At 71.6% G+C, this 26,153-nt stretch carries 20 protein-coding genes; 11 read left to right on the top strand and 9 right to left on the bottom strand.

All coding sequences use genetic code 11. The features are described from left to right. The first annotated feature begins 634 nt into the window (after positions 1-634). From HHX41_RS24005 to HHX41_RS24040, 8 genes are all read left to right on the top strand, one after another. Positions 635-2,080: a serine/threonine-protein kinase gene (locus HHX41_RS24005; protein ID WP_182907801.1), complete on the top strand. Its 1,446-nt coding sequence runs from the start codon at positions 635-637 to the stop codon at positions 2,078-2,080. A gap of 69 nt (positions 2,081-2,149) precedes the next feature. Next, positions 2,150-5,050: an NACHT domain-containing NTPase gene (locus HHX41_RS24010; RefSeq protein WP_182907802.1), complete on the top strand. Its 2,901-nt coding sequence runs from the start codon at positions 2,150-2,152 to the stop codon at positions 5,048-5,050. 3 nt (positions 5,051-5,053) lie between these two features. Then, positions 5,054-6,445: an aspartate ammonia-lyase gene (locus HHX41_RS24015; protein WP_169983402.1), complete on the top strand. Its 1,392-nt coding sequence runs from the start codon at positions 5,054-5,056 to the stop codon at positions 6,443-6,445. A 67-nt stretch (positions 6,446-6,512) separates the two neighbouring features. Further along, entirely contained in the window at positions 6,513-7,286 is a 774-nt protein-coding gene (locus HHX41_RS24020; protein ID WP_182907803.1) for a 3-hydroxybutyrate dehydrogenase, read from the top strand. After that, positions 7,271-9,175 (top strand): helix-turn-helix domain-containing protein, encoded by a 1,905-nt coding sequence (locus HHX41_RS24025; protein WP_182907804.1) that lies wholly within the window; start codon positions 7,271-7,273, stop codon positions 9,173-9,175. Before HHX41_RS24020 ends, HHX41_RS24025 begins: the two co-directional genes overlap by 16 nt. 77 nt (positions 9,176-9,252) lie before the next feature. Then, on the top strand, positions 9,253-10,590 hold the full coding sequence (locus HHX41_RS24030; protein ID WP_182907805.1) for an MFS transporter: 1,338 nt from the start codon (positions 9,253-9,255) through the stop codon (positions 10,588-10,590). After that, a complete protein-coding gene (locus HHX41_RS24035; RefSeq protein WP_182907806.1) occupies positions 10,590-11,912 on the top strand; it encodes a 3-hydroxybutyrate oligomer hydrolase family protein in 1,323 nt (440 codons plus the stop codon). Before HHX41_RS24030 ends, HHX41_RS24035 begins: the two co-directional genes overlap by 1 nt. Further along, positions 11,909-12,928, top strand: coding sequence for an alpha/beta fold hydrolase (locus HHX41_RS24040; RefSeq protein ID WP_182907807.1), 1,020 nt, complete (start codon positions 11,909-11,911; stop codon positions 12,926-12,928). The genes HHX41_RS24035 and HHX41_RS24040 overlap by 4 nt, the downstream gene beginning before the upstream one ends. An 11-nt stretch (positions 12,929-12,939) precedes the next feature. Here the strand turns inward: HHX41_RS24040 and HHX41_RS24045 are convergent, their stop codons facing one another. After that, a complete protein-coding gene (locus HHX41_RS24045) occupies positions 12,940-14,907 on the bottom strand; it encodes a glycosyltransferase family 2 protein (RefSeq protein ID WP_169983408.1) in 1,968 nt (655 codons plus the stop codon). Between the two features lie 105 nt (positions 14,908-15,012). Next, complete coding sequence (locus HHX41_RS40880; protein ID WP_182907808.1) at positions 15,013-15,723, bottom strand: lytic transglycosylase domain-containing protein; 711 nt, start codon at positions 15,721-15,723, stop codon at positions 15,013-15,015. Positions 15,724-15,974: 251 nt separating this feature from the next. Between HHX41_RS40880 and HHX41_RS24055 the strand changes: the two genes are divergently transcribed. The 3 genes from HHX41_RS24055 to HHX41_RS24065 are packed head-to-tail and all read left to right on the top strand — an operon-like array spanning position 15,975 to position 18,648. Next, complete coding sequence (locus HHX41_RS24055; RefSeq protein WP_169983410.1) at positions 15,975-16,649, top strand: response regulator transcription factor; 675 nt, start codon at positions 15,975-15,977, stop codon at positions 16,647-16,649. Next, the gene (locus HHX41_RS24060) at positions 16,646-18,091 is read left to right on the top strand and encodes a cell wall metabolism sensor histidine kinase WalK (protein ID WP_182907809.1); all 1,446 of its coding nucleotides are present in this window, start codon (positions 16,646-16,648) and stop codon (positions 18,089-18,091) included. The genes HHX41_RS24055 and HHX41_RS24060 overlap by 4 nt, the downstream gene beginning before the upstream one ends. Continuing rightward, entirely contained in the window at positions 18,088-18,648 is a 561-nt protein-coding gene (locus HHX41_RS24065; RefSeq protein ID WP_182907810.1) for a hypothetical protein, read from the top strand. The genes HHX41_RS24060 and HHX41_RS24065 overlap by 4 nt, the downstream gene beginning before the upstream one ends. Before the next feature lie 7 nt (positions 18,649-18,655). On the opposite strand, the gene HHX41_RS24070 is transcribed toward HHX41_RS24065, so the two are convergent. From HHX41_RS24070 to HHX41_RS24095, 7 genes are all read right to left on the bottom strand, one after another. Continuing rightward, positions 18,656-19,966, bottom strand: a complete 1,311-nt coding sequence (locus HHX41_RS24070; protein ID WP_169983413.1) for a PhoH family protein — start codon at positions 19,964-19,966, stop codon at positions 18,656-18,658. A 246-nt stretch (positions 19,967-20,212) separates the two neighbouring features. Continuing rightward, positions 20,213-20,974 carry an isoprenyl transferase gene (locus HHX41_RS24075; protein WP_169983414.1) on the bottom strand — a complete coding sequence of 254 codons (762 nt, stop codon included), beginning with the start codon at positions 20,972-20,974 and terminating at the stop codon, positions 20,213-20,215. Between the two features lie 227 nt (positions 20,975-21,201). Continuing rightward, positions 21,202-21,519, bottom strand: a complete 318-nt coding sequence (locus HHX41_RS39785; RefSeq protein ID WP_220504365.1) for a hypothetical protein — start codon at positions 21,517-21,519, stop codon at positions 21,202-21,204. Continuing rightward, entirely contained in the window at positions 21,512-22,411 is a 900-nt protein-coding gene (locus HHX41_RS24080; RefSeq protein WP_310742146.1) for a DUF692 domain-containing protein, read from the bottom strand. Before HHX41_RS24080 ends, HHX41_RS39785 begins: the two co-directional genes overlap by 8 nt. Beyond that, positions 22,404-23,375, bottom strand: coding sequence for a TIGR04222 domain-containing membrane protein (locus HHX41_RS24085; protein WP_182907811.1), 972 nt, complete (start codon positions 23,373-23,375; stop codon positions 22,404-22,406). The genes HHX41_RS24080 and HHX41_RS24085 overlap by 8 nt, the downstream gene beginning before the upstream one ends. 136 nt (positions 23,376-23,511) lie before the next feature. Further along, on the bottom strand, positions 23,512-25,308 hold the full coding sequence (locus HHX41_RS24090; RefSeq protein ID WP_182907812.1) for a phosphoenolpyruvate carboxykinase (GTP): 1,797 nt from the start codon (positions 25,306-25,308) through the stop codon (positions 23,512-23,514). Positions 25,309-25,589: 281 nt separating this feature from the next. Beyond that, the gene (locus HHX41_RS24095; protein WP_182907813.1) at positions 25,590-26,108 is read right to left on the bottom strand and encodes a hypothetical protein; all 519 of its coding nucleotides are present in this window, start codon (positions 26,106-26,108) and stop codon (positions 25,590-25,592) included. Positions 26,109-26,153: the final 45 nt, after the last annotated feature.

A 26,153-nucleotide genomic window follows, 5' to 3' on the forward strand; every position in this document is an offset into this window, starting at 1 on the left:
GTCCCGCGCGCCTGGGGTCGCCGCCGCACGGGACACCTCGTACGGGCCGTGGGCGCCCGCACAAGAGGGTGTCCCGATAGTGGGAATGAACCGGTTAATACGTCAATAGAGGACCTTAGATCTTGGCCGCCCGTGGAGGAGCGGTAAGCCGCCCTGCCACTTCAGCGGCAGCGGGGGCCCCGGCGCGACGGGATGAAACGTTCATCACACATGATCTTTCCGCTCTGCCGCAGGTTGCGCCGAGGGACACAGATGTCGCATGGCCGGCCGGCGCCCGCCGATCCCGGCGGCCGGTCACGCCAATAGGTGTGTTGAATCGGCATCGATATGTGTTCGATTTCGCGCATGCAACCGCTCGCAGCATATGTGAATCCACAGTTTGTTGACCGGTTCATCCATCTTCGAAGGTAGGGTGCCTTTTCCGGTCCGGCCGGTGCCCCCGGTCCGTGCGAGGGGCCGGGCGGGGGGCGCGACGGGTCCAGGCGCCGGGCCGGGCCCCACGCCTGCCGTCGCCGGCCCGTCCGGGCGAGGACGCGGCCAGGGAACGGGCTTCGGCCGGCCTGTCTCAACTCCGCGAAGTGGATCACGCTGGGAATAAAGCGCTCTGCAAGGTCGAATCGCTATCTTTCTAGACATGCCGGAACAGCACCCGCCGCTGCTCGCCGACCGCTACGAGCTGCGCACCCGAATCGGCCGGGGCACCATGGGCACCGTCTGGCGTGCGTACGACCGGTCGCTGGGCCGGGAGATCGCGGTCAAGGAGATCCGCCAGGACCCCTCGCTCAGCCCGCGGCAACGTCAGGAGCTGCGCGAACGCATGATGCGCGAGGGCCGCATGGCCGCGCGCGTCAGCCATCCCTCCGTCGCCACCATCCACGACGTGATCGTGTCCGACGGCATCCCGTGGATCATCATGGAGCTCGTCGAAGGACGCTCGCTGGAACAGGTGATCGACGAGGAGGGGCCGTTGCCGCCGCGTCTGGTGGCGGAGATCGGCTACGACCTGCTCGGCGCGCTGCGCGCGGCCCACGCGCAGAACATCCTGCACCGTGACGTCAAGCCGGCGAACGTGCTGCTCACCGAGACGGGCAGGGTGGTGCTGACCGACTTCGGCATCGCCAAGGCCCTGGGCGACAACGCGCTCACCCAGACCGGCATGGTGATCGGTTCTCCGGGTTACACCGCCCCGGAGCGGGCCCGGGGCGAGTACACCGGCCCCGAGTCCGACCTGTGGTCGCTCGGCGCGACGCTGTACTTCGCCGTCGAGGGGCGGCCGGCGTACGAACGGGCGACCGTGGGCGAGACGCTGGCCGCGTTGATGACGGAGAAAGCGGACCCGCCCAGGCAGGCCGGGCCGCTGCGGCAGGTCCTGGACGGGCTGCTGGAGAAGGACCACACCGCGCGCCTCACGCCCGAGCGCGCCGCCGCGATACTGCGGGTGATCGCCGACACCCCAACGGGCGCCATTCCCGCGGTGCCTCCGGCACCCCCGGCGCCGTCCCCTCGCCCCACACCCGCTCCCTCCGCCGCGCCTGCCGGGCCCGTCGCGCCCGTCGCGCCCGTCGCGAGGCAGGACGGCCCGGCCGGGGCCGACGAGGACGACGCCAACCGCACGATGGTCGTCGTCCGCCCCAAGGGCGGGCTGCGCATCCCACCGCCCGGCGAGGCGCGGCAGTCCGGGCAGGACGTACAGGACGCCGCCGCCCGGCCGCCGGCCGGCAACGGCTCGGAAGCCGCCGACAGGCACAGCACCACGGTCCCCGGGAGGCTCCCCGGCCGGGGACCCGCGACGCCTCCGCCATCCGGCCCTGTCGCCGGGAACCGTCCCGCGCCCGTCATGCCGGGACAGCCCGCCGGTCCGCACCCACCGCACACTCCGCACCCGCCGCACCCCGGCCCCTTCCCGCCGGGGAACGGCGTCCCCGGCCGACCGCCCAGCCTGGGCACCGACCTGTTCACGATGCGCGGCCCCGACGAGCCGGACACCGGAACGCGGGTCCGGGTGCTCGTGACGATGGGGATCGTGCTCGTCGTCGTCCTCGTGTTGATCCTCCTGGGCGTGTTCTTCTTCGCGAGGTGATGTTGCGCCGGGCGCCCGGACACTGCTAGCAAGGTCACGAATACGTTCGGTTTCCCCCTGGAGTGACCGGTGCGCAAAGGGATCAGCTACGCCGACGCCGTCCGCCTGCTCGGCCAGGAGAGCACGGTGGCGAAGGTCCTCACCGGCACCCTCGCCGGGGCCGTGCCGGTGCTGTCCCTGCTCGACGTCAAGGACGAGGCCGTACGGCTGGCGGGCGAGGCGAGCGGCAGGCTCCGCGACCGGCTGACCGGCCTGAACCGGTACGACCGCACGGCCCGGCTGGAGGCGGCCCAGACCGTTCTCGTCGTCGCGGCGTTCTTCGAGGCCCTCGGCGAGCTGTCCCTGCCGTTCGATCCCAAGGAACTGCGCATCACCGGGGACGAGCAGGCGACGCTGGCAGGGTCCGGCGCGGTTGAGGGATCATTCGTCGACAGACTGAAGGCGATCGAGCCGGCGGGCTTCCGGGCCGGCCACTCCTATGCGGAAATGGTCGACTCGATCGACGCGTACTACCGCACGCTCGGATCGGCGCTGACCGGGTTCATCGTGAAGCTGGCGGTCCGTGACCGGCTGAACGCGACCGAGTGGGCGCGCGCCAAGGCGGCGATCGAGGAGGAGCTGCCCGAGGCCGCCCGCCGGAAGTACGAGGAACTGCACCGGCGGCTGGCCCTGGACGTCCCCGAGTTCGCGCTGTGGCAGCAGATGATCGACCGGCAGCGGGTCGCCACCGGCCTGGGCGAGCTGGAGTCGCTGCTCACTCAGGTCGCCGCGCGGACAAGGACCCCGGAGCACCGGCACACGCTGTCGCGCGCCCACCGGGCCCTGTTGCACCGCCCGATCGCGCAGTCCGGCGAGGCCCCCTCCGGCATGCGCATGCCCACGCTCGTCGACGCGTACGTGAACCCGGACTTCCGGCTGGCCGAGTACGGCGAGCAGGCCGATCCGAGCGCGGAGTGGTGGTGGGACAAGGCGGAGCCGAGCGACGACATCGCCGGCTTCCTGGCCCATTACCTCACCTCACCCGAGGCGGCCAGGATGCCGCTGGTCGTGCTCGGCCAGCCCGGCGCGGGCAAGTCGGTGCTCACCAAGATCCTGGCCGGTCGTCTCCCCGACGGCGACTTCCTTCCGGTGCGGGTGCCGCTGCGGGAGGTGCCGGCCGACGGGACGATCCAGGAGCAGATCGAGGCCGCGGTCCTGGACGCGACCGGCGAGCACGTCAGCTGGCCGGAGCTGACGAGGTCGGCGGACGGCGCGCTGCCGGTCGTCATGCTCGACGGGCTGGACGAGCTGCTCCAGGCCACCGGAATCCACCGGTCCGACTATCTGACCAAGGTGGTCGAATTCCAGCTCCGGGAGGCGGAGCTGGGCCGGCCGGCGGTGGTGCTCGTGACCACCCGGACGGCGGTCGCCGACCGGATGCGCTTCCCGCCCGGGTGCCTGACGATCCGGCTGGAACCCTTCAAGGAGGAGCAGGTCCGCCGCTGGCTGACGGTGTGGAACGCCGCGAACCAGGACTACTTCACCGCTCAAGGCCTGAGACCCCTGCCGCCGGAGACGGCGCTGGCGCAGGGTCAGCTGGCGTCGCAGCCGCTGCTGCTGCTGATGCTCGCGCTGTACGACGCCGACGGAAACCCCCTCCAGCGCGGCGAGACCGGGCTCAGCCAGGCCGAGCTGTACGAGCGGCTGCTGACCCGCTTCGCCCGCCGGGAGGTGGACAAGCACCAGCCGGGGCTCCCGGATTCCCAGGCCGTCCAGGCTGTGGAGATGGAACTGCGCACGCTGGCCGTCGCGGCGTTCGCGATGTTCAACCGGGGCAGGCAGTGGGTCACGACCGACGACCTCAACGGCGACCTGGCCGCGCTGCTCCCGGCGCCCCCGAGTCAGACAACGAGCTTCCAGACGCCCTTGTCGCAGGCGGACAAGGTGATCGGGAAGTTCTTCTTCGTCCACCAGGCGTCCGCCGTCCGCGATCACGCCTCGCTGCAGACATACGAGTTCCTGCACGCCACCTTCGGCGAGTACCTGATCGCGCGGATGACCCGCGACGTCCTGCGCCGCATGGTCACCCGCGAGATCGCCACCGCGGGCGATCCGTTCCTCGGCCGCCCACAGCCGGACGACGGGCTCCTCTACTCGCTGCTGTCGTTCTCGGTGCTGACCGAACGGCAGCCGATCGTGGAATTCCTCCGCGACCTGCTGCCCGCCCTCGACCGCGAGCCCACCGTCGACCTGCTCGTCCGCCTGCTGCACGCCGCCGAGACCCGCACCGGCGATAGTTACCCCGGCTACCAGCCCAAACGGTCCACCTTCATCACGCGGTACGCCTACTACACGGCCAACCTGGTGATCCTCGCCTCCCTCTCCGCCGACGGGATCACGGGCAGCACGCTGTTCCCCGATGACGAGCATCCCGGCATTCCCTGGTATCGCTTGGCGGCGCTATGGCACTCACGCCTGAGCAACGACGCCTTCAGCGGTCTGTCCCTGGGATTTGAGATCGACAGGGACAGCCCGGCCGGCCTGTTCGTGCGCTATGTCGGCGACACCGGGGAACGGCGGATCGGATTGCTTCAGCGGTGGACCAAGGGGCAGCAGTGGTATCCGCCGAACGAGGGGACGCTCGACGTGGCGTACTTCCTTTGCGACCCTTTGGCGGACAGCTTGGCCGAGGCCGCTGAGCAGCTGATTCTGGCGGACGACCACCGCTTCGTCGCAGAACTCTTCGCCGACTATGGGGACCGCGCCCGGCACCTGGCCGAGGCGTGGCGACTCACCGGAGGAGTGCGGGACTTGGTTGAGGCGATCCTCACCCAGCTCCACTGGGCATATCGACACGATCCGGACGCAGTCGCGGCGGCCTTCCGGGAGGCGACAGGGTCGGAGCTGCCCGACGCGGTGCTCGAGACCGACCGTTCGGACGGCGCGGATCCGGGCAGGAACGATGCGATTAGGGACGGGCTGAAGGACTGAGACATGGACGAATTCCGCATCGAGCACGACTCCATGGGCGAGGTCCGGGTGCCCGCCCGCGCCAAGTGGCGGGCGCAGACGCAGCGGGCGGTGGAGAACTTCCCCGTGTCCGGCCGGGGGCTGGAGCCCGCGCACATCGCCGCGCTCGCCCGGATCAAGGCCGCCTGCGCGAAGGTCAACGCCGAGTACGGCGTGCTCGGCGAAGACATGGCACAGGCGATCCAGGAGGCCGCCGGCGAGGTCGCCGAAGGCAGTTGGGACGACCAGTTTCCCGTGGACGTGTTCCAGACCGGCTCGGGCACCTCGTCCAACATGAACATGAACGAGGTGGTCGCCACGCTCGCCCAGGAGCGGCTCGGGCAGCCCGTCCATCCCAACGACCACGTCAACGCCGCCCAGTCGTCCAACGACGTCTTCCCGTCCTCGATCCACGTCGCGGCGACGTACGCCGTGGTGCACGAGCTGACGCCCGCACTGGAGCATCTGGCGACCGCGCTGGAGGAGAAGTCCATCGAGTTCGCCGACGTGGTGAAGTCGGGCCGCACCCACCTCATGGACGCCACGCCGGTCACGCTCGGCCAGGAGTTCGGCGGCTACTCCACCCAGATCGAGCTGGGCATCGAACGGCTCCAGGCCGCGCTGCCGCGCCTGGCCGAGCTGCCCCTGGGCGGCACGGCCGTGGGCACCGGGGTGAACGTGCCCGGCCCCGGCTGGGCGCAGGCCGTGATCGCCGAGCTGAGCCGGACGACCGGCCTGCCGTTCACCGAGGCGAGGGACCACTTCGAGGCGCAGGGCGCGCGTGACGGGCTGGTCGAGCTGTCGGGCATGCTCAAGGTGATCGCCGTCTCGCTCAGCAAGATCGCCAACGACCTGCGGTGGATGGGGTCGGGCCCGCGCGCCGGACTGGGCGAGATCAACCTCCCCGACCTCCAGCCCGGCTCGTCGATCATGCCGGGAAAGGTCAACCCCGTGATCCCGGAGGCCGTCACGATGGTGGCCGCGCAGGTCGTGGGCAACGACGCCGCCGTCACGATGGGCGGGGCCTCGGGATCGTTCGAGCTCAACGTGATGCTGCCGGTGATGGCCCGCAACGTGCTGGAGTCGATCCGGCTGCTGGCCGGCGTGTCGCGACTGCTCGCCGACCGGTGCGTCGCCGGGATCACCGCCAACGTGGACCGCCTGCGCGAGTACGCCGAGTCGTCGCCGTCGATCGTCACCCCACTGAACCGGTACGTGGGATACGAGGAGGCAGCCAAGATCGCCAAGCAGGCGTTGAAGGAGCGCAAGACGATCAGGGAGGTCGTGATCGAGCGCGGCCACGTGGCGAACGGCACGCTGACCGAGGAGCAGCTCGACCGGGCACTGGACGTGCTGTCCATGACCCGCCCCACATAGGAAGGCAGGCATCTATGTCGCCCACCGCCATGTGCTGGCAGCGGCGCGCTTTCTATCGTGAGGCGTCATGAGCCTTGAAGGGCGTACGGCCCTCGTCACCGGCGCGGGGAGCGGCATCGGCCGGGCGTGTGCCCGGCGCCTGGCCGCCGAGGGCGCGCACGTCGTCGTCGCCGACATGAACGCCGAGGCCGCGGGCAAGGTGGCGGCCGAGATCGGCGGTACGCCGGTGGCCGTCGACCTGTCCGACCCGGAGTTCCTGGTCGCCTGGCGAGGCCAGCTCCCGCTCTCGCCGGACACCCGCCTGCACGCCGACATCGTGGTGAACAACGCGGGGTTCCAGCACGTCGCCCCGATCGAGGAGTTCCCGCCCGAGATCTTCAGCAAGATCATGCGGGTGATGGTCGAGGCGCCGTTCCTGCTCGTGCGGGCCGTGCTGCCCGGCATGTACGAGCGCGGCTGGGGCCGGATCGTCAACATCTCCTCGGTGCACGGCCTGCGCGCCTCGCCGTACAAGTCGGCCTATGTCACGGCCAAGCACGCGCTGGAGGGCCTGTCGAAGGTGATCGCCCTCGAAGGGGCGCCGCACGGCGTGACCTCCAACTGCGTCAACCCCGCCTACGTGCGCACGCCGCTGGTGGAGAACCAGATCGCCGACCAGGCGCGCACCCACGGGATCAGCGAGGACGAGGTGGTGGAGCAGATCATGCTCGCCCCGGCGGCGATCAAGCGGCTGATCGAGCCGGACGAGGTGGCCGAGGTGGTGGCCTACCTGTGCGGGCCGCGGGGATCGTTCGTCACCGGCGTCTCGATCCCCATCGACGGAGGATGGAGCGCGCGCTGACCCCGAAGGCCCCGAGAAAGACGGACGGCGCCTACGCGTACCTCGACCTGCTCGCCCGGGAGGCGTCGGCGGTCGAGTTCGAGGGGCCGATCCTGCAGGCCAGGGCGGCCGGGGCCGACTCCGCCACGCTGGAGGAGCTGGAGCGGGCCAAGGTCGCCGCACTGCAGGTGCGGGCCGCGCTGCGCCGGCGGGCCAAGCGCGAGGCGGAGCTGTCGGCGCTGTTCGACACCGCGAGCGACCTGGCCGGGCTGCGCGACCTCGACGCGGTGCTGGAGGCCATCGTGCACCGGGCCAGGCAGCTGCTCGCCACCGACATCGCGTACATGACGCTGAACGACCCCGAGCGCGGCGACACCTACATGCGGGTGACCGACGGGTCGATCTCGGCCAGCTTCCGGCGGCTGCGGCTGCCGATGGGCGCCGGGCTGGGCGGGCTGGTGGCGCAGAGCGGCACGCCGTACAACACGGCGGACTACTTCGCCGACCCGAGGTTCCGGCACACGAACACGATCGACGTGGCCGTGCACGAGGAGGGCCTGGTGGCGATCCTCGGGGTGCCGCTGCGGCTCGGCACGCAGGTCATCGGCGTGCTGTTCGCGGCCAACCGCAGCGCCAGGCCGTTCGTGCAGGAGGAGGTGGCGCTGCTGTGCTCGCTGGCGGCGCACGCCGCGGTCGCCATCGACACCGCCCGGCTGCTGCAGGAGACCCGGGCGGCGCTGGCCGAGCTGAGCGAGGCGAACACGCTGATCAGGGCGCACAGCGAGTCGATCGAGCGGGCCGCGGACGCGCACGACCGGATGACCGGACTCGTGCTGCGCGGCGGCGGGGTCGAGGACGTCGCCGCGGTCGTCACCGAGGTGCTGGGCGGCCGGCTGACCGTGCTGGACGAGGAGGGCCGCCCTCTCGTGGGCGAGTCCGGCGATCTCGACACAGGCGTGTTCGACGCCGCCCAGTCGTCGCGGGCCCTCGGCCGCACGGTCAAGCGGGGCGGCGCGTACGTCGCCTCGGTGGACGTCGGCGCGGCGCCGCTGTGCACGCTGGTCCTGCGGACCGACCACCCGGTGTCCGACACCGACCAGCGGATCCTGGAGCGCGCCGCGATCGTCACCGCGCTGCTGCTGCTGTTCCGCCGCAGCGTGGCCGAGGCGGAGGGGCGGGTGCGCGGCGAACTACTCGACGACCTGGTCTCCCGCCCGGAGCTGCGCGGGCTGGACGACCGGGCACGACGGCTCGGCGTCGACCTCGGCGCGCCGCACGTGCTGGTCGTGGCGCGGCACGACGGGCAGCGGGAGCGCGCCGCCTTCTGGGCGTCGTCGCAGGCGACGCTGGCGCACGGCCTGGCCACCGCCCGGGGCGACGAGGTCGTGCTGCTGCTGCCCGGCGACCGGCCGGGCGCGCTGGCCCGGCGCGTCGCCGCCGAGCTGAGCGCCTCTCTCGGCCGCCCGGCCACTGCGGGGGCCGCGCCGGCCTCCGGGCCGGTGACGGCGGTCGCCGCCGCCTACGCCGAGGCCCGGCGCTGCGCCGGGGCGCTGGTCGCGCTGGGCCGTACGGGTGACGGCGCGAGCGCGGACGAGCTGGGCTTCGTCGGCCTGCTGGTGGGCGAGCGGCGCGAGGTGTCCGGCTTCCTGTCCGGCGCGCTCGGGCCGGTTCTCGACTACGACGCGCGCCGGGGAACCGCCCTGGTCAAGACGCTGAACGCCTATTTCGGCACGGGCGGCTCGCTGTCGCGTACGGCCGAGGCCCTGCACATCCACGTCAACACGGTGACCCAGCGCCTCGACCGGGTGGGACAGCTGCTCGGCGCGGACTGGCAGGAGCCCGAGCGCGCGCTGGAGATCCAGCTCGCCCTGCGACTGCACCGGCTGCGCACCCACATGCCGGATGCCTGAGGTGTGTGGCGGCGCCCCATAGGAGTGACCTCCGTCACTGCGTACGGTGGCCGGAACCCCCCATCGGAGGAGTTCCCATGGCAAACACCCCACCCACCCGGATCGGAAAGGTCGTCGGGGCCAGCCTGATCGGCACCACGATCGAGTGGTACGACTTCTTCCTCTACGGCTCCGCCGCGGCCCTGGTCTTCAACAAGCTGTTCTTCCCCACCCACGACGAGCTGACCGGCACGCTCCTCGCGTTCCTCACCTACGCCGTCGGCTTCGTCGCCCGGCCCCTCGGCGGGCTGGTCTTCGGTCACTACGGCGACCGGCTCGGCCGCAAGCGGCTGCTCGTCATCAGCCTGCTGATGATGGGCGGCGCGACGTTCCTGATCGGCCTGCTGCCGACGTACGCCACCCTGGGCGTGGCCGCGCCACTGCTGCTGACCCTCCTCCGCCTGGTGCAGGGCTTCGCCCTGGGCGGCGAGTGGGGCGGCGCGGTGCTGCTGGTCTCCGAGCACGGCCACCCCCGCAACCGGGGCTTCTGGGCGTCCTGGCCGCAGGCAGGCGCTCCCGGCGGCAACCTGATCGCCACCGGCGTGCTGGCGCTGCTGGCCGCGGTGCAGCCGGACGAGGCGTTCCTCGCCTGGGGCTGGCGGATCGCGTTCCTGCTGTCCGGCGTGCTCGTGCTGATCGGCCTGTGGATCAGGCTCACGGTCGCCGAGTCGCCGGTGTTCCAGGAGGCGCTGGCCCGGCAGGAGCCCGCGCCGAAGGCCCCCATCCTCGGCGTGCTGCGCCACCACTGGCGCGACGTGCTGGTGGCGATGGGTGCCCGGATGGCCGAAAACGTCTCCTACTACGTGATCACGGCCTTCGTGCTGGTCTACGGCACCACCACGGCGGGCCTGCCCAAGGGCACCGTGCTCAACGCCGTGCTGATCGGTTCGGCGATCCACTTCGTCACGATCCCACTGTGGGGCGCGCTGTCGGACCGGCTCGGCCGGCGGCCCGTCTACCTGATCGGCGCGGCCGGAGTGGGTCTGTGGGCGTTCGCGTTCTTCCCGCTGATCGACAGCAAGAACTTCGCCCTGGTCACCGTGGCGGTGACCGTCGGCCTCGTGCTGCACGGCGCGATGTACGGCCCGCAGGCGGCGTTCTTCTCCGAGCTGTTCGCCACCCGGATGCGCTACTCCGGCGTGTCCATCGGCTACCAGCTCGCGTCGATCGTGGCCGGCGGCGTCGCCCCGCTGATCGCGGTCGCCCTGCTCGACGCGTACGGATCGAGCGTGCCGATCTCCGTTTACGTGCTGGCGGCGGCCGTCCTCACGATGATCGCGGTGATCGCCTCCAGGGAGACCCGCGACCGCGACCTGTCCGCCATCGAACCCACCTCCGGCGCCGCCCAGGCCGCCGCGATCGCGAAGGAGGCCTGATGAGGGCTCTGGCCGTCCTGGCGCTGGCGCTCCCCTTAGCCGTCGCCGTCCCGTCCGAGGCCGCCGCCTGCCCGAACGTGACCGTGCCGGGCGCGGCCAAGCAGGTCACCGCGTGCCTCGACGACCTGACCACCAAGGGCACGCTGGCCTCCGGGCACACCGACCAGTCGGACTGGTCGGGACTCAACTCGGCGGGCGCCGTCAACCCCACCGGCGTCCCCGGCATGCAGATCGACGGCTACTTCCCCGACACCTCCACCGGGAACACCAACCACGGCTGGAACCACGACGCCCAGTTCGTGATCCGGCTGCCGCAGCAGTGGAACGGCGGCCTGGTCGTCGCCGGGTCGCCCGGCAACCGGGAAACCTACGCCAACGACTTCACGATCTCCGACTGGGCGCTGGCCAAGGGCTACGCGTACGCCGCGACCGACAAGGGCAACACCGGCGTCAACTTCTACCGTGACGGCGTACGGCCCGGCGACGCGGTGGCCGAGTGGAACCACCGGGTCAGCGAGCTGGCGGTCGCCGCCAAGGCCGTCGTACGGCAGCGGTACGGCAGGCCGGCCCGCACGACGATCGCGGCCGGCCAGTCGAACGGCGGCTACCTGGTCCGCTGGCAGATCGAGAACCGTCCCGACCTGTTCGACGGCGGCGTCGACTGGGAGGGCACGCTCTTCACCGCCGACGGGCCCAACCTGCTGACGTTCCTGCCGCCCGCGCTGCGCGCGTACGCGAAGGGCGACGCGGCCGGGGTCGCGGCGGCGGGCTTCGCCCCCGAGTCCGACTTCCTGTGGCCGTTCCACTACCAGTACTACTGGGACTTCACCCAGCGCGTCTTCCGTGAGGAGTTCGACCCGACCTACGACGGCGACGCCGAGGCGGGCACGCCGTTCTGCGCCTCCGGCACGCCCGGCTGCGACACGGACTACGACTACGCCTCCAGGCCCGCGGCCGTGAAGCAGGCGATGGCGCGGGTGAGCGTCACGGGGAAGATCAAGCGCCCGCTGATCGTCGTCCACGGCACTCTGGACGCGCTGCTGCCGATCCGGGAGGATTCGGACGTCTACGCCAAGATGATCGCCGACCGGCACCGCGACCGGCTGCTGCGCTACTACCGCGTCGAGGACGGCACTCACGTCGACAGCCTCTATCCGGCCTTCCCCGACCGCCTGCGGCCCCTGCTGCCCTGCTTCCGCAGCGCGTTCACCGCGCTGGAGGCGTGGATCGGCACGGGCACGCCGCCGCCCCCGAGCGCCACCCTGCCCCGGCCGGCCACGGGCGACCTCGAGAACACCTGCACACTGGGAGCGACACCATGACCCTGCCCATATCCGCCGAGCGTGTCGGCACGCCCCGGCTGACCCTGAACGTCCTGTCCGTCCCCGGCTCATCGGGCGACCCGGTGCTGTTCGTGCACGGCAACGTCTCCTCCAGCGCGTTCTGGCGTCCGACGATGACCGCGGTCGCGGCGGAGGGCTTCCGTCCGTACGCCGTCGACCTGCGCGGCTTCGGCGACTCCGACCCCGAGCCGGTGGACGCGAGCCGGGGCGTGCGCGACTACTCCGACGACGTGCTGGCGCTGCTCGACCAGATCGGACCGGCGCACCTGGTGGGCTGGAGCCTCGGCGGCGGGGTCGTCATGCAGGCCCTGCGCGACCGGCCCGCGGCGGCCCGCAGCGTGACGCTGGTCAACCCCGTCTCGCCGTACGGCTTCGGCGGCACCGTCGGCCCGGACGGCGTGCTCACCGGCTCCGACGGCGTCGGCTCCGGCGGCGGCGCGGCCAACCCCGACTTCGTGGCGGCGCTGCGGGCGGGCGACCGGTCGGCCGACTCCCCCGTCTCGCCCCGGAACGTGCTGCGCGCCACGTACGTCGCCCCCGGCACCGACCTGGGCGAGGAGGAGGACACGTACGTGGAGTCGATGCTGTCCACCCGGATCGGCGACGACCACTACCCGGGCGACTCCCTGCCCTCGGACGCCTGGCCGAACGTCGCCCCGGGCAAGCGCGGCGTGCTCAACACGATCGCGCCGACCAACTTCCGGATCGACGACCTGCACGAGATCGACCCGAAGCCGCCCATCCTGTGGATCAGGGGCGACCAGGACGTGATCGTCTCGGACACGTCGCTGTTCGACCTCGCCCACCTGGGTGCGATCGGCGCCGTGCCCGGCTGGGACGGCACGCCCGCCCAGCCGATGGTGACCCAGACGCGGGCCGCCCTGGACCGCTACGGCGTATACCGCGAGGTGGTCATCGAGGGCGCCGGCCACGGGCCGCAGCTCGACAAGCCCGAGGAGTTCCGCGCGGCGCTGCTCACGCACCTGCGCCGATAGCCGGCGGGTAGCTATCGGCGGTCGCGCAGGACGCGTACGGCGATGCGCCGCAGCAGTGAGGGGGCCTGCGGCGAAGCCCCGGCGGGCAGGACGGACACCTGCCCGCCGCGGCGCACCGCCAGCCCGAACAGCAGGTCCACGTCCTTCTGGTCGACCCGGAGCGCGGGCCGCCAGGAGCCCGGGCCGAGGCAGTCGTCCCCGCCGATCCGGCTCACCGGCACCCGGGCGACGAGCTGCCCGGCCACCCTGCCGGGTATGCCCGGCTCGACCAGCGCGGGCACGACCATGCTGCGCCCGCGCCCGTCCTGCTCGCGCAGCACCAGCTCGGCCGGCGGCCCGCCGCTCGGCGGCACGTACGGCACGGGCACGACGACGAAGACGTGCCCCTCCTGCCGGGCCACGGTGGCCCGGGACGAGACCAGCGCGATCGACTCGGGAAACGACTTCGGCTCCACGCACACGCCCAGCTCGCCGTGCTCCGACCAGCAGGGCACCACGAGGCGCCTGGGCTCCCCGGCGAGCGCGCCCGCGCAGCTCATCGGCAGTGCGGGCCGCGCCACCCGGGTGCGGCCAGCCTGCACGCCCCGCATGCGCACGTGGACCTCCCACAGCCCGGCCGGCAGCGGCCGTCCGAGGGCCGCCGCTCCGGCGTCGAGGCGGGCCTGGCCGCTCACCCAGACCCGCACCTGGCCGCCGCCCGCCCGGTCGCCCAGGCCGGCGCGGCCCACCGAGCAGGTCACCGGCAGGGAGTGGACCACCCCTGTCTCCACGTGGCGGACGCAGACCTCGACGCGGGCCCTGCGCACCGCGTCGGTCATGTCGGCGCCCTCGTCGTCGAGCAGGCCGTCGAGCAGGCCCTCGACCGAGGGGGGCGGGGCCCACAGCAGCCGGTCGTCCCGCTGCCGCAGCCACACCGGGGCGCCCCCGGCCCGCAGGATCTCCACGCTCAGGTCGAGCAGCAGCACGCCCTGGTCCCAGCGCAGCTCCCGCAGCTCCGCGCTGAGCCTGGTGCCCCGGGACGCCTCGGCGAGGGCGACCAGCGCGTCGAGACGGTCCTGGCGCAGCAGCGCCGTACGGGCCCGCAGGTGCGCGGGCAGGTGGACGTCGAGCGCGGCGGGGAAGCGGTCGAGGGTGAAGCGGCGCAGGAAGGAGAACAGGACCATCCGCTCGTCCGGCTCGGCCGCGAGGAAGCGCGCGCCCGCAAGCCGGCGCAGCCCGAGCGTCCGATACCAGTGGGCGTGGATGCGCTCACGCTGCGAGCCCGGCTCGGTGTAGGCGTCCACCACGTCGAAGACGGCGTTCAGGCCGTCGAAGAGCGCCTCGCCGTCCGGCCCCTCCTCCTCCGCCGCCGTCCCCGCGGACGCCGGGGCCAGGTGGCAGCAGATCTCGCCGGCCAGCACGGCGATCACCTTCGCGGCGAGGTACGCCCTGGTCACGAAGGCCTGCTCGGACAGCGGCCGGTCGGCGAAGCGGAGCTGGCAGGTCTCCAGGAAGTCGCGGCTGAACAGCTTGTGCGCCGTGGGCAGCGCGAGGAGGTGGTCGCGCAGGACGTCCGCCCGGTCCCGGTCGCGGGCGAAGGCGGCCGCCGGCGGCCCCTGGCTCGCGAGCCTGCCGATCAGCACGTCGGCGTCGGTCTCCACCGCCCTGTCGTACATCACCTCCAGGGCCCGCGGCTCCAGCCTGTCGTACTGGCCGAGCAGGTAGACGTACTCGCCGCGCGCCACCGACAGGCCGACGTTACGGCCCCGCGCGGGCGAGCCGCTGTGGTCGAGGTGCAGGACCCGCACGTTGTCGCGCTGCCCGGCGATCGCGTCGAGCCGCCTGCGGGTCCCGTCCGTCGACCCGTCGTCCGCGAAGATGACCTCGTACTCTTCCGGCGGCAGCGACTGCTCCAGCACCGAACGCACACACGCGCCGAAGGCGTCGTTCGACAGCCCGGGGTTGGACACGGGCATAACCACGCTGACCTTCACACCCATGAGCCCAAGGGTGCAGTGCGACCCCCCGCCGGACGCGCGGGCTTGCCGAAAGGTCGAACAACCCTGACCAGAGTTTCGCGGATCAGGCGCCTCGACCGGCAGGAGCTAGTACCAGCCGGTGGACTGGGAGTGCGCCCAGGCGCCGCAGGGCGTCTTGTAGCGGCCGGCGATGTAGCCGAGGCCCCACTTGATCTGCGTGGCGGGGTTGGTCTGCCAGTCCGAGCCCGCGCTCGCCATCTTGCTGCCGGGCAGCGACTGGGGAATCCCGTAGGCGCCGCTGTAGCGGTTCATGGCCCGCTCGTTCCAGTGGCTCTCCTTGTCCCACAGGCGCTCCAGGCAACCCCACTCCGCGCCGGACCAGCCGCGGGCCGCGGCCATCTCCTTGCCGACGGCCTTGTTGCTGCCCGGGTCGGGCGTGGAGCCGGGCGGGAAGTCGGCCGGGTTGAAACCGCCGCCGCCGGGGGCCTTCTCGACGATGTCGACCGGGTCGAGGCCGCCCTTCCGGTCGCGGGTCCGCTCCAGCCTCTCCTTGCGCAGCGCCTGGACCGCGTTCTCCTTGAGGATGTCGGCCTCGGGGTCGGGCGCGTTCGGGTCGAGGGCGAGGAAGCTGTCCGGCTCCAGCACCTTCTTGGGCGCGCTGTTGTTCGCCACCGAGGTGCGGTACAGGAAGGTCCCGCCGCCCGCGACCACGGCCACGCTGACGGCGAGGATGGCGACGCGCTTGAGGGTCAGCCGGCCGGGGCCGGAACCGTTGTCTCCTCCCCGCCGCGACCGGGAGGCGCGGGGGCGATCCTTCAACTGCTGACCAGAGCTCACGGCTTATGAGCTTGCCCTGTGTTGGGGGGTGGTCCGCAACCGATTCGTGGTACCTGTTTGGTGACACCTTGACCCGACCATCGATCACATGGACTTTCCCGCAGCATGTGATTTTGGTCACACTTTACGCGGCGTCGAGCGGCACGGCCTCCCGGCACCAGCGTGCTCCCCCTTCTTGACGATGAGGTGTGGACCAGTTCACAGGACCATGACAAATAGGGAATTGGTGCGGTCCGCACCATAATGACCGAGTGGCAGGCATCCTCCTGGTCGAAGACGACCCCTCGGTCCGGGCCGGACTCGAGCTCGCGCTCACCCGGCAGGGCCACTCGGTGACCGCGTACGCCACGGGCGAGGAGGCCCTCGAACACATACGCTCCCGGCGTCCGGAGATCGCGATCCTCGACGTCATGCTGCCCGGCATCGACGGGGTCGAGGTGTGCCGCCGCATCCGCAGGCTCGACCCGCTGCCCGTCATCCTGCTCACCGCCAGGGGCGACGACCTGGACGTGGTGGTGGGGCTGGAGGCCGGCGCGGACGACTACGTGGTCAAGCCCGTCGAGCCGCGGGTGCTGGACGCCCGCATCCGCGCCGTGCTGCGCCGCCTGGAGTCGGCCTCGCCCGACCGCCTCACCTTCGGCGACCTCGTGATCGACCGCGGAGCCCTCAAGGTGAGCCTCGCGGGCAAGGAGATCCACCTCACCCCCACCGAGCTGCGCCTGCTGCTCGAACTGGTCCGCCACCCCGGCCAGGTCCTCAACCGCCGCTACCTCCTGCGCGCCGTCTGGGACCACACGCACGTGGCGGACTCCCGCCTGGTCGACGCGTGTGTGCAGCGCATCCGCGCCAAGATCGAGCCGGTGCCCGCCGACCCCGTCTACATCCACACCGTGCGCGGCTTCGGGTACCGCTTCAGCCCGCCATGACCTGGGTGCCCACCGGGTTGCGGGCCCGGCTGGTGATCACCTTCCTGCTGGTGGCGATCACGGCGTCCGCCATGGTCGCGGGGCTGGGATACCAGATCGTCCGCCGGGGGCTGCTGGAGCGCGCGGAGCGGGGCGCGGTCGCCGACGTGCGCGAGACGCTCTCCAGGATCACGCTGCCGATCGGCGCGAGCGAGGTGGTCTGGCCGAGCGACACCACCGTCACCGACGAGGACCTCGACGGAGTGGTGCGGGCGCTGGAGGCCCCCGAGCGGACCGTCATCGTGACCTACGGGGACCACCGGCGCGCCAACACCGGGGCCCAGTTCACCATGACCGACGTGCCCGACCAGCTCCGCTGGCAGGCGGCGCGGCGGCTGGTCTACCAGAGGGTGCTGTTCAGGGACCGGGCCTGGCTGATCGTCGCCACGCAGATCCAGCGGGCCAACCGCGACGGTGTGCTACGCCCGACGGGCCTGACCGCCTATGTCTTCGTGCCTCTGTCGGACGAGGAGGCCGTGCTTACCCGCCTCAGGACCGCACTCGCGCAGGCCGGAGGCATCACGCTCGTCCTGGCGCTGACCCTGGCCCTGCTGTCGGCCCGGCGGGTGCTGCTGCCCGTACGGCGGCTGGGCGCGGCCGCCCGCGCGCTCGGCGCGGGGGAACTGCACGTCCGCCTCCCCGTACGGGGCAGGGACGAGCTGGCCGAGCTGACCGCGACGTTCAACGAGACGGCGGCGGCGCTGGAGGACACGGTCTCCGAGCTGCGGACGCTGGAGTCGACGTCGCGGCGGTTCGTCGCGGACGTCTCCCACGAGCTGCGCACGCCGCTGACCGCGATGACCGCGGTGACGGACATGCTGTCGGAGGACGCCGAGGACCTGCCGGACGACGCCGGGGAGGCCGTGCGGATCGTCGTCCGCGAGATCGACAGGCTCCGGGTGCTGGTCGAGCACCTCATCGAGATCAGCAGGTTCGACGCGGGCGCCGCCACGCTCCGCCGGGAGACCGTCGACGTGGGCGACACGCTGGCCGACTGCCTGGAGGTGCGGGGCTGGGCCGACCGGGTGAAGCTCACCGTGCCCGTCGGGCTCACGTTCTCCCTGGACGCCCGGAGGTTCGACGTGATGGTGGCCAATCTCGTCGGCAACGCGCTGAACCACGGCGCGCCGCCCGTCGTGGTGAGCGCGCGGGTCGCGGTCGGCGGCAAGACCCACGGGTGGCTGGAGGTGACCGTGCGCGACCACGGGAGCGGCATCCCCGAACAGGTCCTCCCCCTCGTCTTCGACCGCTTCTACAAGGCGGGCACCGACCGGGCCAGGAGCGCGGGCAGCGGCCTCGGCCTGGCCATCGCCAAGGCCAACGCGGAGCTGCACGGCGGCTCGATCACGGCCGAGCGGTGCGAGCCCGGCACCCTCTTCCTGCTGCGGATTCCCAAGCCATGAAAGCGCCGAGGCTCAGAACGGCGCTGGCGGCCCTGCTCGCGGGGCTCCTCGTGGCGCCGGCGGCGGCCTGCGGGGTCGCGCCGACCGGGGTGACCGACGCCGGTCCCGCGCCGGTCATCAGCGGCACCCCCACCCTCGTCACGATCTACCTGCTGCGGAACGGCCGCTTGGCGCCGACGCGGGTCGCGGCCCGGTCGCCGCACGTCAACGACGTGCTCGACGCCCTGTTCAAGGCCAGTGGACGGTCGTCGAACCGGCTGTCCACGGCGCTGACCGGGCTCACGCCGACGCAGGTGCAGCTCGTCAGGTACGCCCCGGACGCGGGCAGCCGCAACGACCCCGACAACACCCTCAGCCTGCGGGTGCGGCTGTTCGTGACCGGCTGGAAGATCACCAGGACCGCCATGGCTCAGATCACCTGCACGGCGCGGCTGCGTCCCGAGATCTGGGCCGTGGAAATCGCTCACGCGACTCCTGGCAGGAACGGGCCCCTCAAGACCCACACCTGCCAGGAGTTCTGGGATCTGGCCCCGAAGGACGGCCATCTCCCGCCGTGAGGGAGTTCTAGAGCGTGATGTCCTCCAGCATCTCGGTCACCAGGGCGGCGATCGGCGACCGCTCGGACCTGGTCAGCGTGATGTGGGCGAACAGCGGGTGGCCCTTGAGCTTCTCCACCACCGCGACGACGCCGTCGTGCCGGCCCACCCGCAGGTTGTCCCGCTGGGCGATGTCGTGGGTGAGCACGACCCGCGAGTTGGCCCCGATGCGGGACAGGACCGTCAGCAGCACGCCGCGCTCCAGCGACTGCGCCTCGTCCACGATCACGAACGCGTCGTGGAGGGAACGGCCGCGGATGTGGGTCAGCGGGAGGACCTCCAGCATGCCGCGGTCGATGACCTCCTCGATGACCTCGGGAGACGTCACCGCGCCCAGCGTGTCGTAGACCGCCTGGGCCCAGGGGCCCATCTTGTCGTTCTCCGTGCCGGGCAGGTAGCCCAGCTCCTGGCCGCCCACGGCGTACAGGGGCCGGAACACGATGATCTTGCGGTGCTGGCGGCGCTCCAGCACCGCCTCCAGGCCCGCGCACAGCGCCAGCGCGGACTTGCCGGTGCCCGCCCGGCCGCCCATCGAGACGATGCCGACGTCGGGGTCCATGAGCAGGTCGAGCGCGATGCGCTGCTCGGCGGACCGGCCGTGCAGCCCGAAGACCTCCCGGTCGCCCCGGACCAGCCGTACCGACTTGTCCGGCAGGACGCGGCCGAGCGCCGAGCCGCGGCTCGACAGCAGCCGCAGGCCGGTGTGACACGGCAGGTCGCGCGCCTCGTCGATGTCGGCCGTGCCGGACTCGAAGAGGGCGTCCATCTCCTCCGTGGTGACCTGGAGCTCCGCCATACCGGTCCAGCCGGACTCGACCACCATGCCGGCGCGGTACTCCTCCGCGCTGAGGCCGATGGACGCGGCCTTGACCCGCATCGGCAGGTCCTTCGACACCAGCACCACGTCCTTGCCCTCCACCGCCAGGTTCTGGGCGACGGTGAGGATGCGGGTGTCGTTGTCGCCCAGGCGGAAGCCCGCCGGGAGACAGGATGGATCACTATGGTTCAGCTCGACCCGGATGGTCCCGTCGCCGATCGGCATGGGCTCATCCAGCCGTCCGTACCGCACTCTGAGGTCATCGAGGAAGCGCAGCGCCTCCCTGGCGAAGTAGCCCAGCTCGGGGTGGTGGCGCTTGGCCTCCAGTTCCGTGATGACGACGATCGGAACGACGACCTCGTGCTCGGCGAAGCGGCTCATCGCCGCCGGGTCGGCGAGCAGGACGGACGTGTCCAGAACGTAGGTGCGGGATGTGGACGGGTTGCTCGAGGACACTGCCACGCGTTCTCCCCCGGGCGCCTGAGGTGGGCGCCCTGCCTTGACTGGTGGTGAACGGACCGGGCCCGTGACCTGCGAGGGCAGACCGGGGCTCCGGCCCTCCCCGCATGGTGGTCGCGCAAGGACGGGCCCTCTCCCGAGGTGATGGCCGCCGATCTCCTCGACGGCCGCTCAGCTACCACGGTACGTAACGAATCTCCCGGGCCCAATAGGTCTGCGCCGTTTGGAAGATGCTGGTCACGTACCGTCTCAGGAGCCGTACCGACGGTGTCGTGCGGCGTACGAGCGGAGCGCCCGCAGGAAGTCGACTCTGCGGAAGTCGGGCCAGTAGGCCTCGCAGAAGTAGAACTCGGAGTGGGCGCTCTGCCAGAGCAGGAATCCGGAGAGTCGCTGCTCTCCCGAGGTCCGGATGACGAGATCCGGGTCGGGCAGGCCGCGCGTGTAGAGATGCTCCGCGATGTGCTCGACGTCGAGGACCTCGACGAGGTCCTCGATGCTCGCGCCCTTGCTGGCATGCTCCTGGAGGAGGGAGCGCACCGCATCAGCGATCTCACGCCTTCCTCCATACCCAACGGCAACGTTCACAATCAGGCCTGGACGATGCGATGTGGTTTCTTTTGCGTGTTTGAGGACACGAGCCGTGTGATCGGGCAGAAGGTCGAGCGAGCCCATGGGGTTGAGGTGCCATCCCTGGTCCACGAGATCCTGCACGAGGTTCTCGATCACCTGGAGCAGCGGCTCCAGCTCGGCCTTGTCCCTGGTGAGGTTGTCGGTGGAGAGCAGCCACAGCGTCACGTACTCGACGCCGGCCTCGCGGCACCACGCGACCAGCTCGGAGATCTTGTCGGCGCCCTTCTGATGGCCCCGGCTGACGTCCCGCAACCCCATGGCCCGCGCCCACCGGCGGTTGCCGTCCACTATGACGCCGACATGGCGGGGAATCTGGTCGGAGGACAGCTTCCGTTCGAGCCTGCGCTCGTACAGCTTGTACACGAGATCGCGCACGCTCATGCCACCTCCTCGCCTGTCGGCTCGGAGTTCGGTCGTGCCGGAGGCGCGCAGGTCAGCACTTCGCGAAACGCGCTGTGTTTATCGATTCGCTCGCTGCGCTCGCTCATGCAACCCTCTTCCTCGCGACCGGTGGGGCTCGATCACCAATTATCGCGGGCGAACCGGCATGCCCTGCCCTCTCCTCAGAGGCTTTCCTGGGCACGGCCGGAGTAACCCGCGCCGCGTGGTCAGGGGCGTCCGCGGGCCCGCATCCAGGCGGTGAAGTCCCGCGCGTCCGCCCTCGGCCCGCCCTCGGGCTTCACGTTTCCGGCGGCGTACGCGGCGAACAGACCGGCGAACTCGGCGCCGAGTGCCTCGGCGAGGTCAGGGGCGGCGCGGGCGACCGAGCCGCACCGTTTGGCCAGCAGCCCGCGGGCCTGGACGGCCAGCCTGCCGGGATCGAAGCCGTCCGGCACGCGTCCGCCCGCGACCAGGGCCGCCACCAGCTCCGCCTGGGCGGCGGCCAGCGCGGCCCGCGCGTTCCGGGGAGCCGCCGGCTCAGGCACGGGACATCGCCTCCCGGATCCGGCCCAGCTCGCCCGCCAGGACGCCGTCGCCGGGATAGGCGTCGTCCCACTCCAGCAGTACGCCCGGCGGCGTCACCCGGCCGCACAGCTCGGTCAGCAGGTCGAGCACCTCGGCGGGAGGGGAGGCGGTGTGCGTGTCGTGCCAGAGGCCGTCGTGAGCGTGCCCGCCCGCCACGTGCACGTACGCGACGGCCTCCAGCGGCAGCGCGTCGAGCGCCCGCCGCGCGTCCAGACCGAGATTGACCTGGTTCGTGTAGAGGTTGGCCACGTCGACCAGCAGCCGCACGCCCGTACGCTCGACCAGTTCGCCGAGAAACCGCGCCTCGGTCAGTTCGTCGTCCGGCCAGCCGAACAGGGCCGCCACGTTCTCGAGCGCGAGCGGCACGGGAAGCGCGTCCTGCGCCTCCCGCACGTTCTCCACGATCACCGACAGGGCCTCCCGGGTGCGCGGGACCGGCAGCAGGTGGCCGGCCTCCACGCCCCCGGCCCGCACGAAGGCCACGTGCTCGCTCACGAGAGGCGCGTCCAACGCCTCGGCACACGCCGCGAGGCGCGCCAGCCGGGCCGGATCGGGACGGTCCGCCCCGCCGACACCCAGGCCCACGCCGTGGGGCACAACGGGCACCCCGGCGGCGCGCAGCACGGTCAGGGACTCGGGCGGCCGGGCCGGATCGACGTTCTCGGCGATCACTTCGACGAACCCGACGCCGGGCAGCCGCTCCACCGTGAGATCGATCTCCGGCCGCCAGCCGATGCCGACGCCGAGACCGGCACTTCGACCGGCATTCTGGCCGGCACCGGCGGCGTGCCTCTTGTGCCCCCCGGCAGGCCTGCCGGACGGCAGCCACCTCCCGAACCGGCGCTCAGCCACCGCCGCAACCGCCTCCACAGCCGCCGCCGCAACCCCCTCCGCAGGAATGCGAGCCGCCGGAGCCGCATCCGCTCGACGCGCAGCCCACGAACCCGCCGCCGTCACCGCCCGAGGGCCCACCGTCGACGGGACGGCGCATGAGGACCTCGTCGGTCGCGATCTGGGCCGCGAGGTGCGGGTCGCCGAGCTCGCCCAGGCCGTACAGGGCGATGGGCGTCACCGCGGCGAGACCCGCCGCGCCGCCCACGCCGAGCGCCCCGGCGGTTCCGTGCGCGAAGACGCCCCTCGGATGCCTTTCGCGCGCCTGCCGCAGCGCCTCCTCGCCCGCCGGGCTCAGCGGGTTCCGCAGGGACGCGGCGTACGTGAGGGAGGCGATCAGTGCGCAGCCGCCGGAGACCGCGGCGATCCCGGCCGTGACCCAGTCGGCCGCGGTGGCGGCGACGGTCCCGATGAAGAGGATCAGCACGAGCGTGACGGAGGCGGCGGCGAGGGCGAGCACCGCGAGTGCGCGCAGGCGTGCGTTGAGGCGGCGCGCGCCCTCCAGAGAGCCCTCGGGCAGCAGGTAGCCCTGCGCGAGCAGGCGTTCCTTCAGCGCCGCCATCGCGGAGCCGTCGCCCGCGCGGCGCCTGACCTCGGCCGCGCTCGCCCCGCCGGCCCGCGTGGCCAGGTCGAGGACGGCCTGCTCGACGGGATCGGCGGAGGTGGCGGGGGCGCCGGCGACGGCGGTGACCCTGCCGCCGCGCGCGACCCGCACCTGCTCACCGACGGCCAGCGAGGCGAGCGCCGTGTTGACCACCTGCGGCGGCCCGCCCGCGAGATAGGCCAGTTCGTAGGCGTCGAGGCCGGACCCTGGCCGCGCTCCGGACGCGAGCCTTGCTTCGCGCCGCTCCCGGCCGACGGCGAGAGCGGTCGTGACGATGAGTGCCGCGAGAATCGCCGCGGCGACGACGAGCACCAGTTCCATGTGCGCCCTCCTCCGGGGGAGAAGAGGGGGACCCCGAACCGGGCCGGACGGCCCGCGCCCCGTCTATCCGCTAGACGAACCTCCCACGGGGAGAGTTCCGTGCCGGGACGACGGCGCGCGGGCCGTGGTCGAGGACTCAGCCGAGCCGCTGGACCAGGGCGCGGTATTCGTCCCACAGCTCCTTCGGCATGTGGTCGCCGAAGGTCTCGAAGTGGGACGGGATCAGCGCGGCCTCCTCGCGCCACACCTCGGGATCGACGCTGAGCAGAAGCTCCATGTCCTCGGGCGCGAGGTCGAGGCCCTCGGTGTCGAGCGAGGCCGGCAGGTTGCCGATCGGCGTGGGCACGGCGTCGGCCACGCCGTTCAGCCGGTCGACGATCCACTTGAGCACCCGGCTGTTCTCGCCGAAGCCCGGCCACAGGAAGCGGCCGTTCGCGTCCTTGCGGAACCAGTTCACGTAGTAGATCTTCGGCAGCTTCTCCGGGTCGGTCATCGTGCCGACCTCGACCCAGTGCGCGAAGTAGTCGCCCATGTTGTAGCCGCAGAACGGCAGCATCGCGAACGGGTCGCGGCGCAGCTCGCCGACCTTGCCCTCGGCGGCGGCCGTCTTCTCCGAGGCCACGTTGGCGCCCAGGAAGACGCCGTGCTGCCAGCTCAGCGACTCGGTCACCAGCGGCACGGCGGTCGCCCGGCGGCCGCCGAACAGGATGGCCGAGATCGGCACCCCGGCCGGGTCCTGCCACTCGCGGGCGATCGTCGGGCACTGCTCGGCCGGAGTGGTGAACCGGGCGTTCGGGTGGGCGGCGGGCTCCGGGGAGTCCGGCGTCCAGTCGCGGCCCTTCCAGTCGACGAGGTGCGCCGGCGGCTCGTCGGTGAGGCCCTCCCACCAGACGTCGCCGTCGTCGGTCAGCGCGACGTTGGTGAAGATGCTGTTGCCCCACAGCGTCTCGATCGCGTTGGCGTTCGTGGACTGGCCGGTCCCGGGCGCGACGCCGAAGAAGCCGGCCTCCGGGTTGATCGCGTAGAGCCTGCCGTCGGGGCCGAAGCGCATCCAGGCGATGTCGTCGCCGATCGTCTCGACCTTCCAGCCCGGGATCGTGGGCTGGAGCATGGCGAGGTTCGTCTTGCCGCACGCCGACGGGAAGGCCGCCGCGACGTACCGCGCCTCGCCCTGCGGCGGCGTGAGCTTGAGGATCAGCATGTGCTCGGCCAGCCAGCCCTCGTCGCGGGCCATCACGCTGGCGATGCGCAGTGCGTAGCACTTCTTGCCCAGCAGCGCGTTGCCGCCGTAGCCCGAGCCGTACGACCAGATCTCACGGGTCTCCGGGAAGTGGCTGATGTACTTGGTCTTGCTGCAGGGCCACGGCACGTCGGCCTGGCCGTGTTCCAGCGGCGCGCCCACCGAGTGGACCGCCTTGACGAAGTCGCCGCGTTCCTCGATCAGGCGCAGCGCCTCTTCCCCCATGCGGGTCATGATCCGCATCGACACGACGACGTACGGCGAGTCGGTGATCTCGACCCCGAGCTGCGAGATGTTCCCGCCCAGGGGACCCATGCAGAACGGCACGACGTACATCGTCCGGCCCCGCATGCAGCCCTTGAACAGCGTGGCGAACGTCCGGCGCATCTCGTCGGGCGCGATCCAGTTGTTGGTGGGGCCGGCGTCCTCCTCGCGCTCGGAGCAGATGAACGTCCGGTCCTCCACCCGGGCGACGTCGCTCGGGTCCGAGGCGGCGTAGAAGCTGTTGGGACGCTTGACCAGCCGCTTGAAGGTGCCCTGCTCCACCAGCAGGTTGGTCAGGCGCGTCCACTCGGCCTCGGAGCCGTCGCACCATTCGATCCGGTCCGGCTGGGTCAGCTCCGCGATCTGGCTCACCCAGGCCGCCAGATCGCTGTGCGTGGTGGGCGTCGGTACCTCTACTGAAATGGACACGGGGGCGGCTCCTTAATCTCTCAGGGCCAGAGCATCATGAGCGATGAATGGCCTCCGAATCCAATTGGAGTAGACCACCGTGTTTCCACTCCGTTAAATCGGCGCCATTCTTGGCTTCACGACCTCCAACAGCGTCGCCGCAGGCAGTGGTCGTGATGTCGTGGGACCTTACCCACTCCGGCCCTGTTGGAAAAAACGTCCTTCTCCCCCTTACCCGCCTCGCCGGCGTTACACATTGGTATAGGCCAATTCAATTGGTCCAGACCACTGGGCGAATTGGTTCAGTCCAATCCGCCGGGCCCTTCCGCCCTGATCCGGTCCACGTGCTGGAGGGCATCGCGCAGGTCAGCGAGCCAACTGTCGGTGTGTTTGCCGACGAGCCGGACGCACCAGGCCAGGGCGTCGCTGCGGCTGCGCGCGACACCCGCGGCGACCAGTGTGTCGAGGACCTGCCGTTCGGGCTGCCGCAGCCGGGTCATGACCGGGACGCTGAGAGTGGTGAACATCACCGTCTCATCGCCCACGACGACGCCCCAGGAGACCTTGCGGCGGAAGCGGTGCTCGGCCTCCCTCGCGATGTCGATCCTGCGCTCGCGGGTCTCCTCGCGGAAGCGTTCGACATATCCCTCGACGGCCGCCGCACGCTCCGGGTCGGGGAGCCCTTCGACCACCGACAGCGGCGGGAGCGTGCCCAGCACGCTGATCTCCTCGCGGTCGACGACGACCTCGGGGGTCCCGGTGAACCAGTTCTCGGGCAACCGGCCCGCGAACCAGGCACTCAGCTGTTCGTCTGCATTCATGTAATCAACATTACATCGCTACCCACAGCGGAAGCCGAGGTTGAC

Origin of the sequence: Microbispora sp. H13382 (genome assembly GCF_014161445.1) — a bacterium.
GTDB lineage: Bacteria > Actinomycetota > Actinomycetes > Streptosporangiales > Streptosporangiaceae > Microbispora.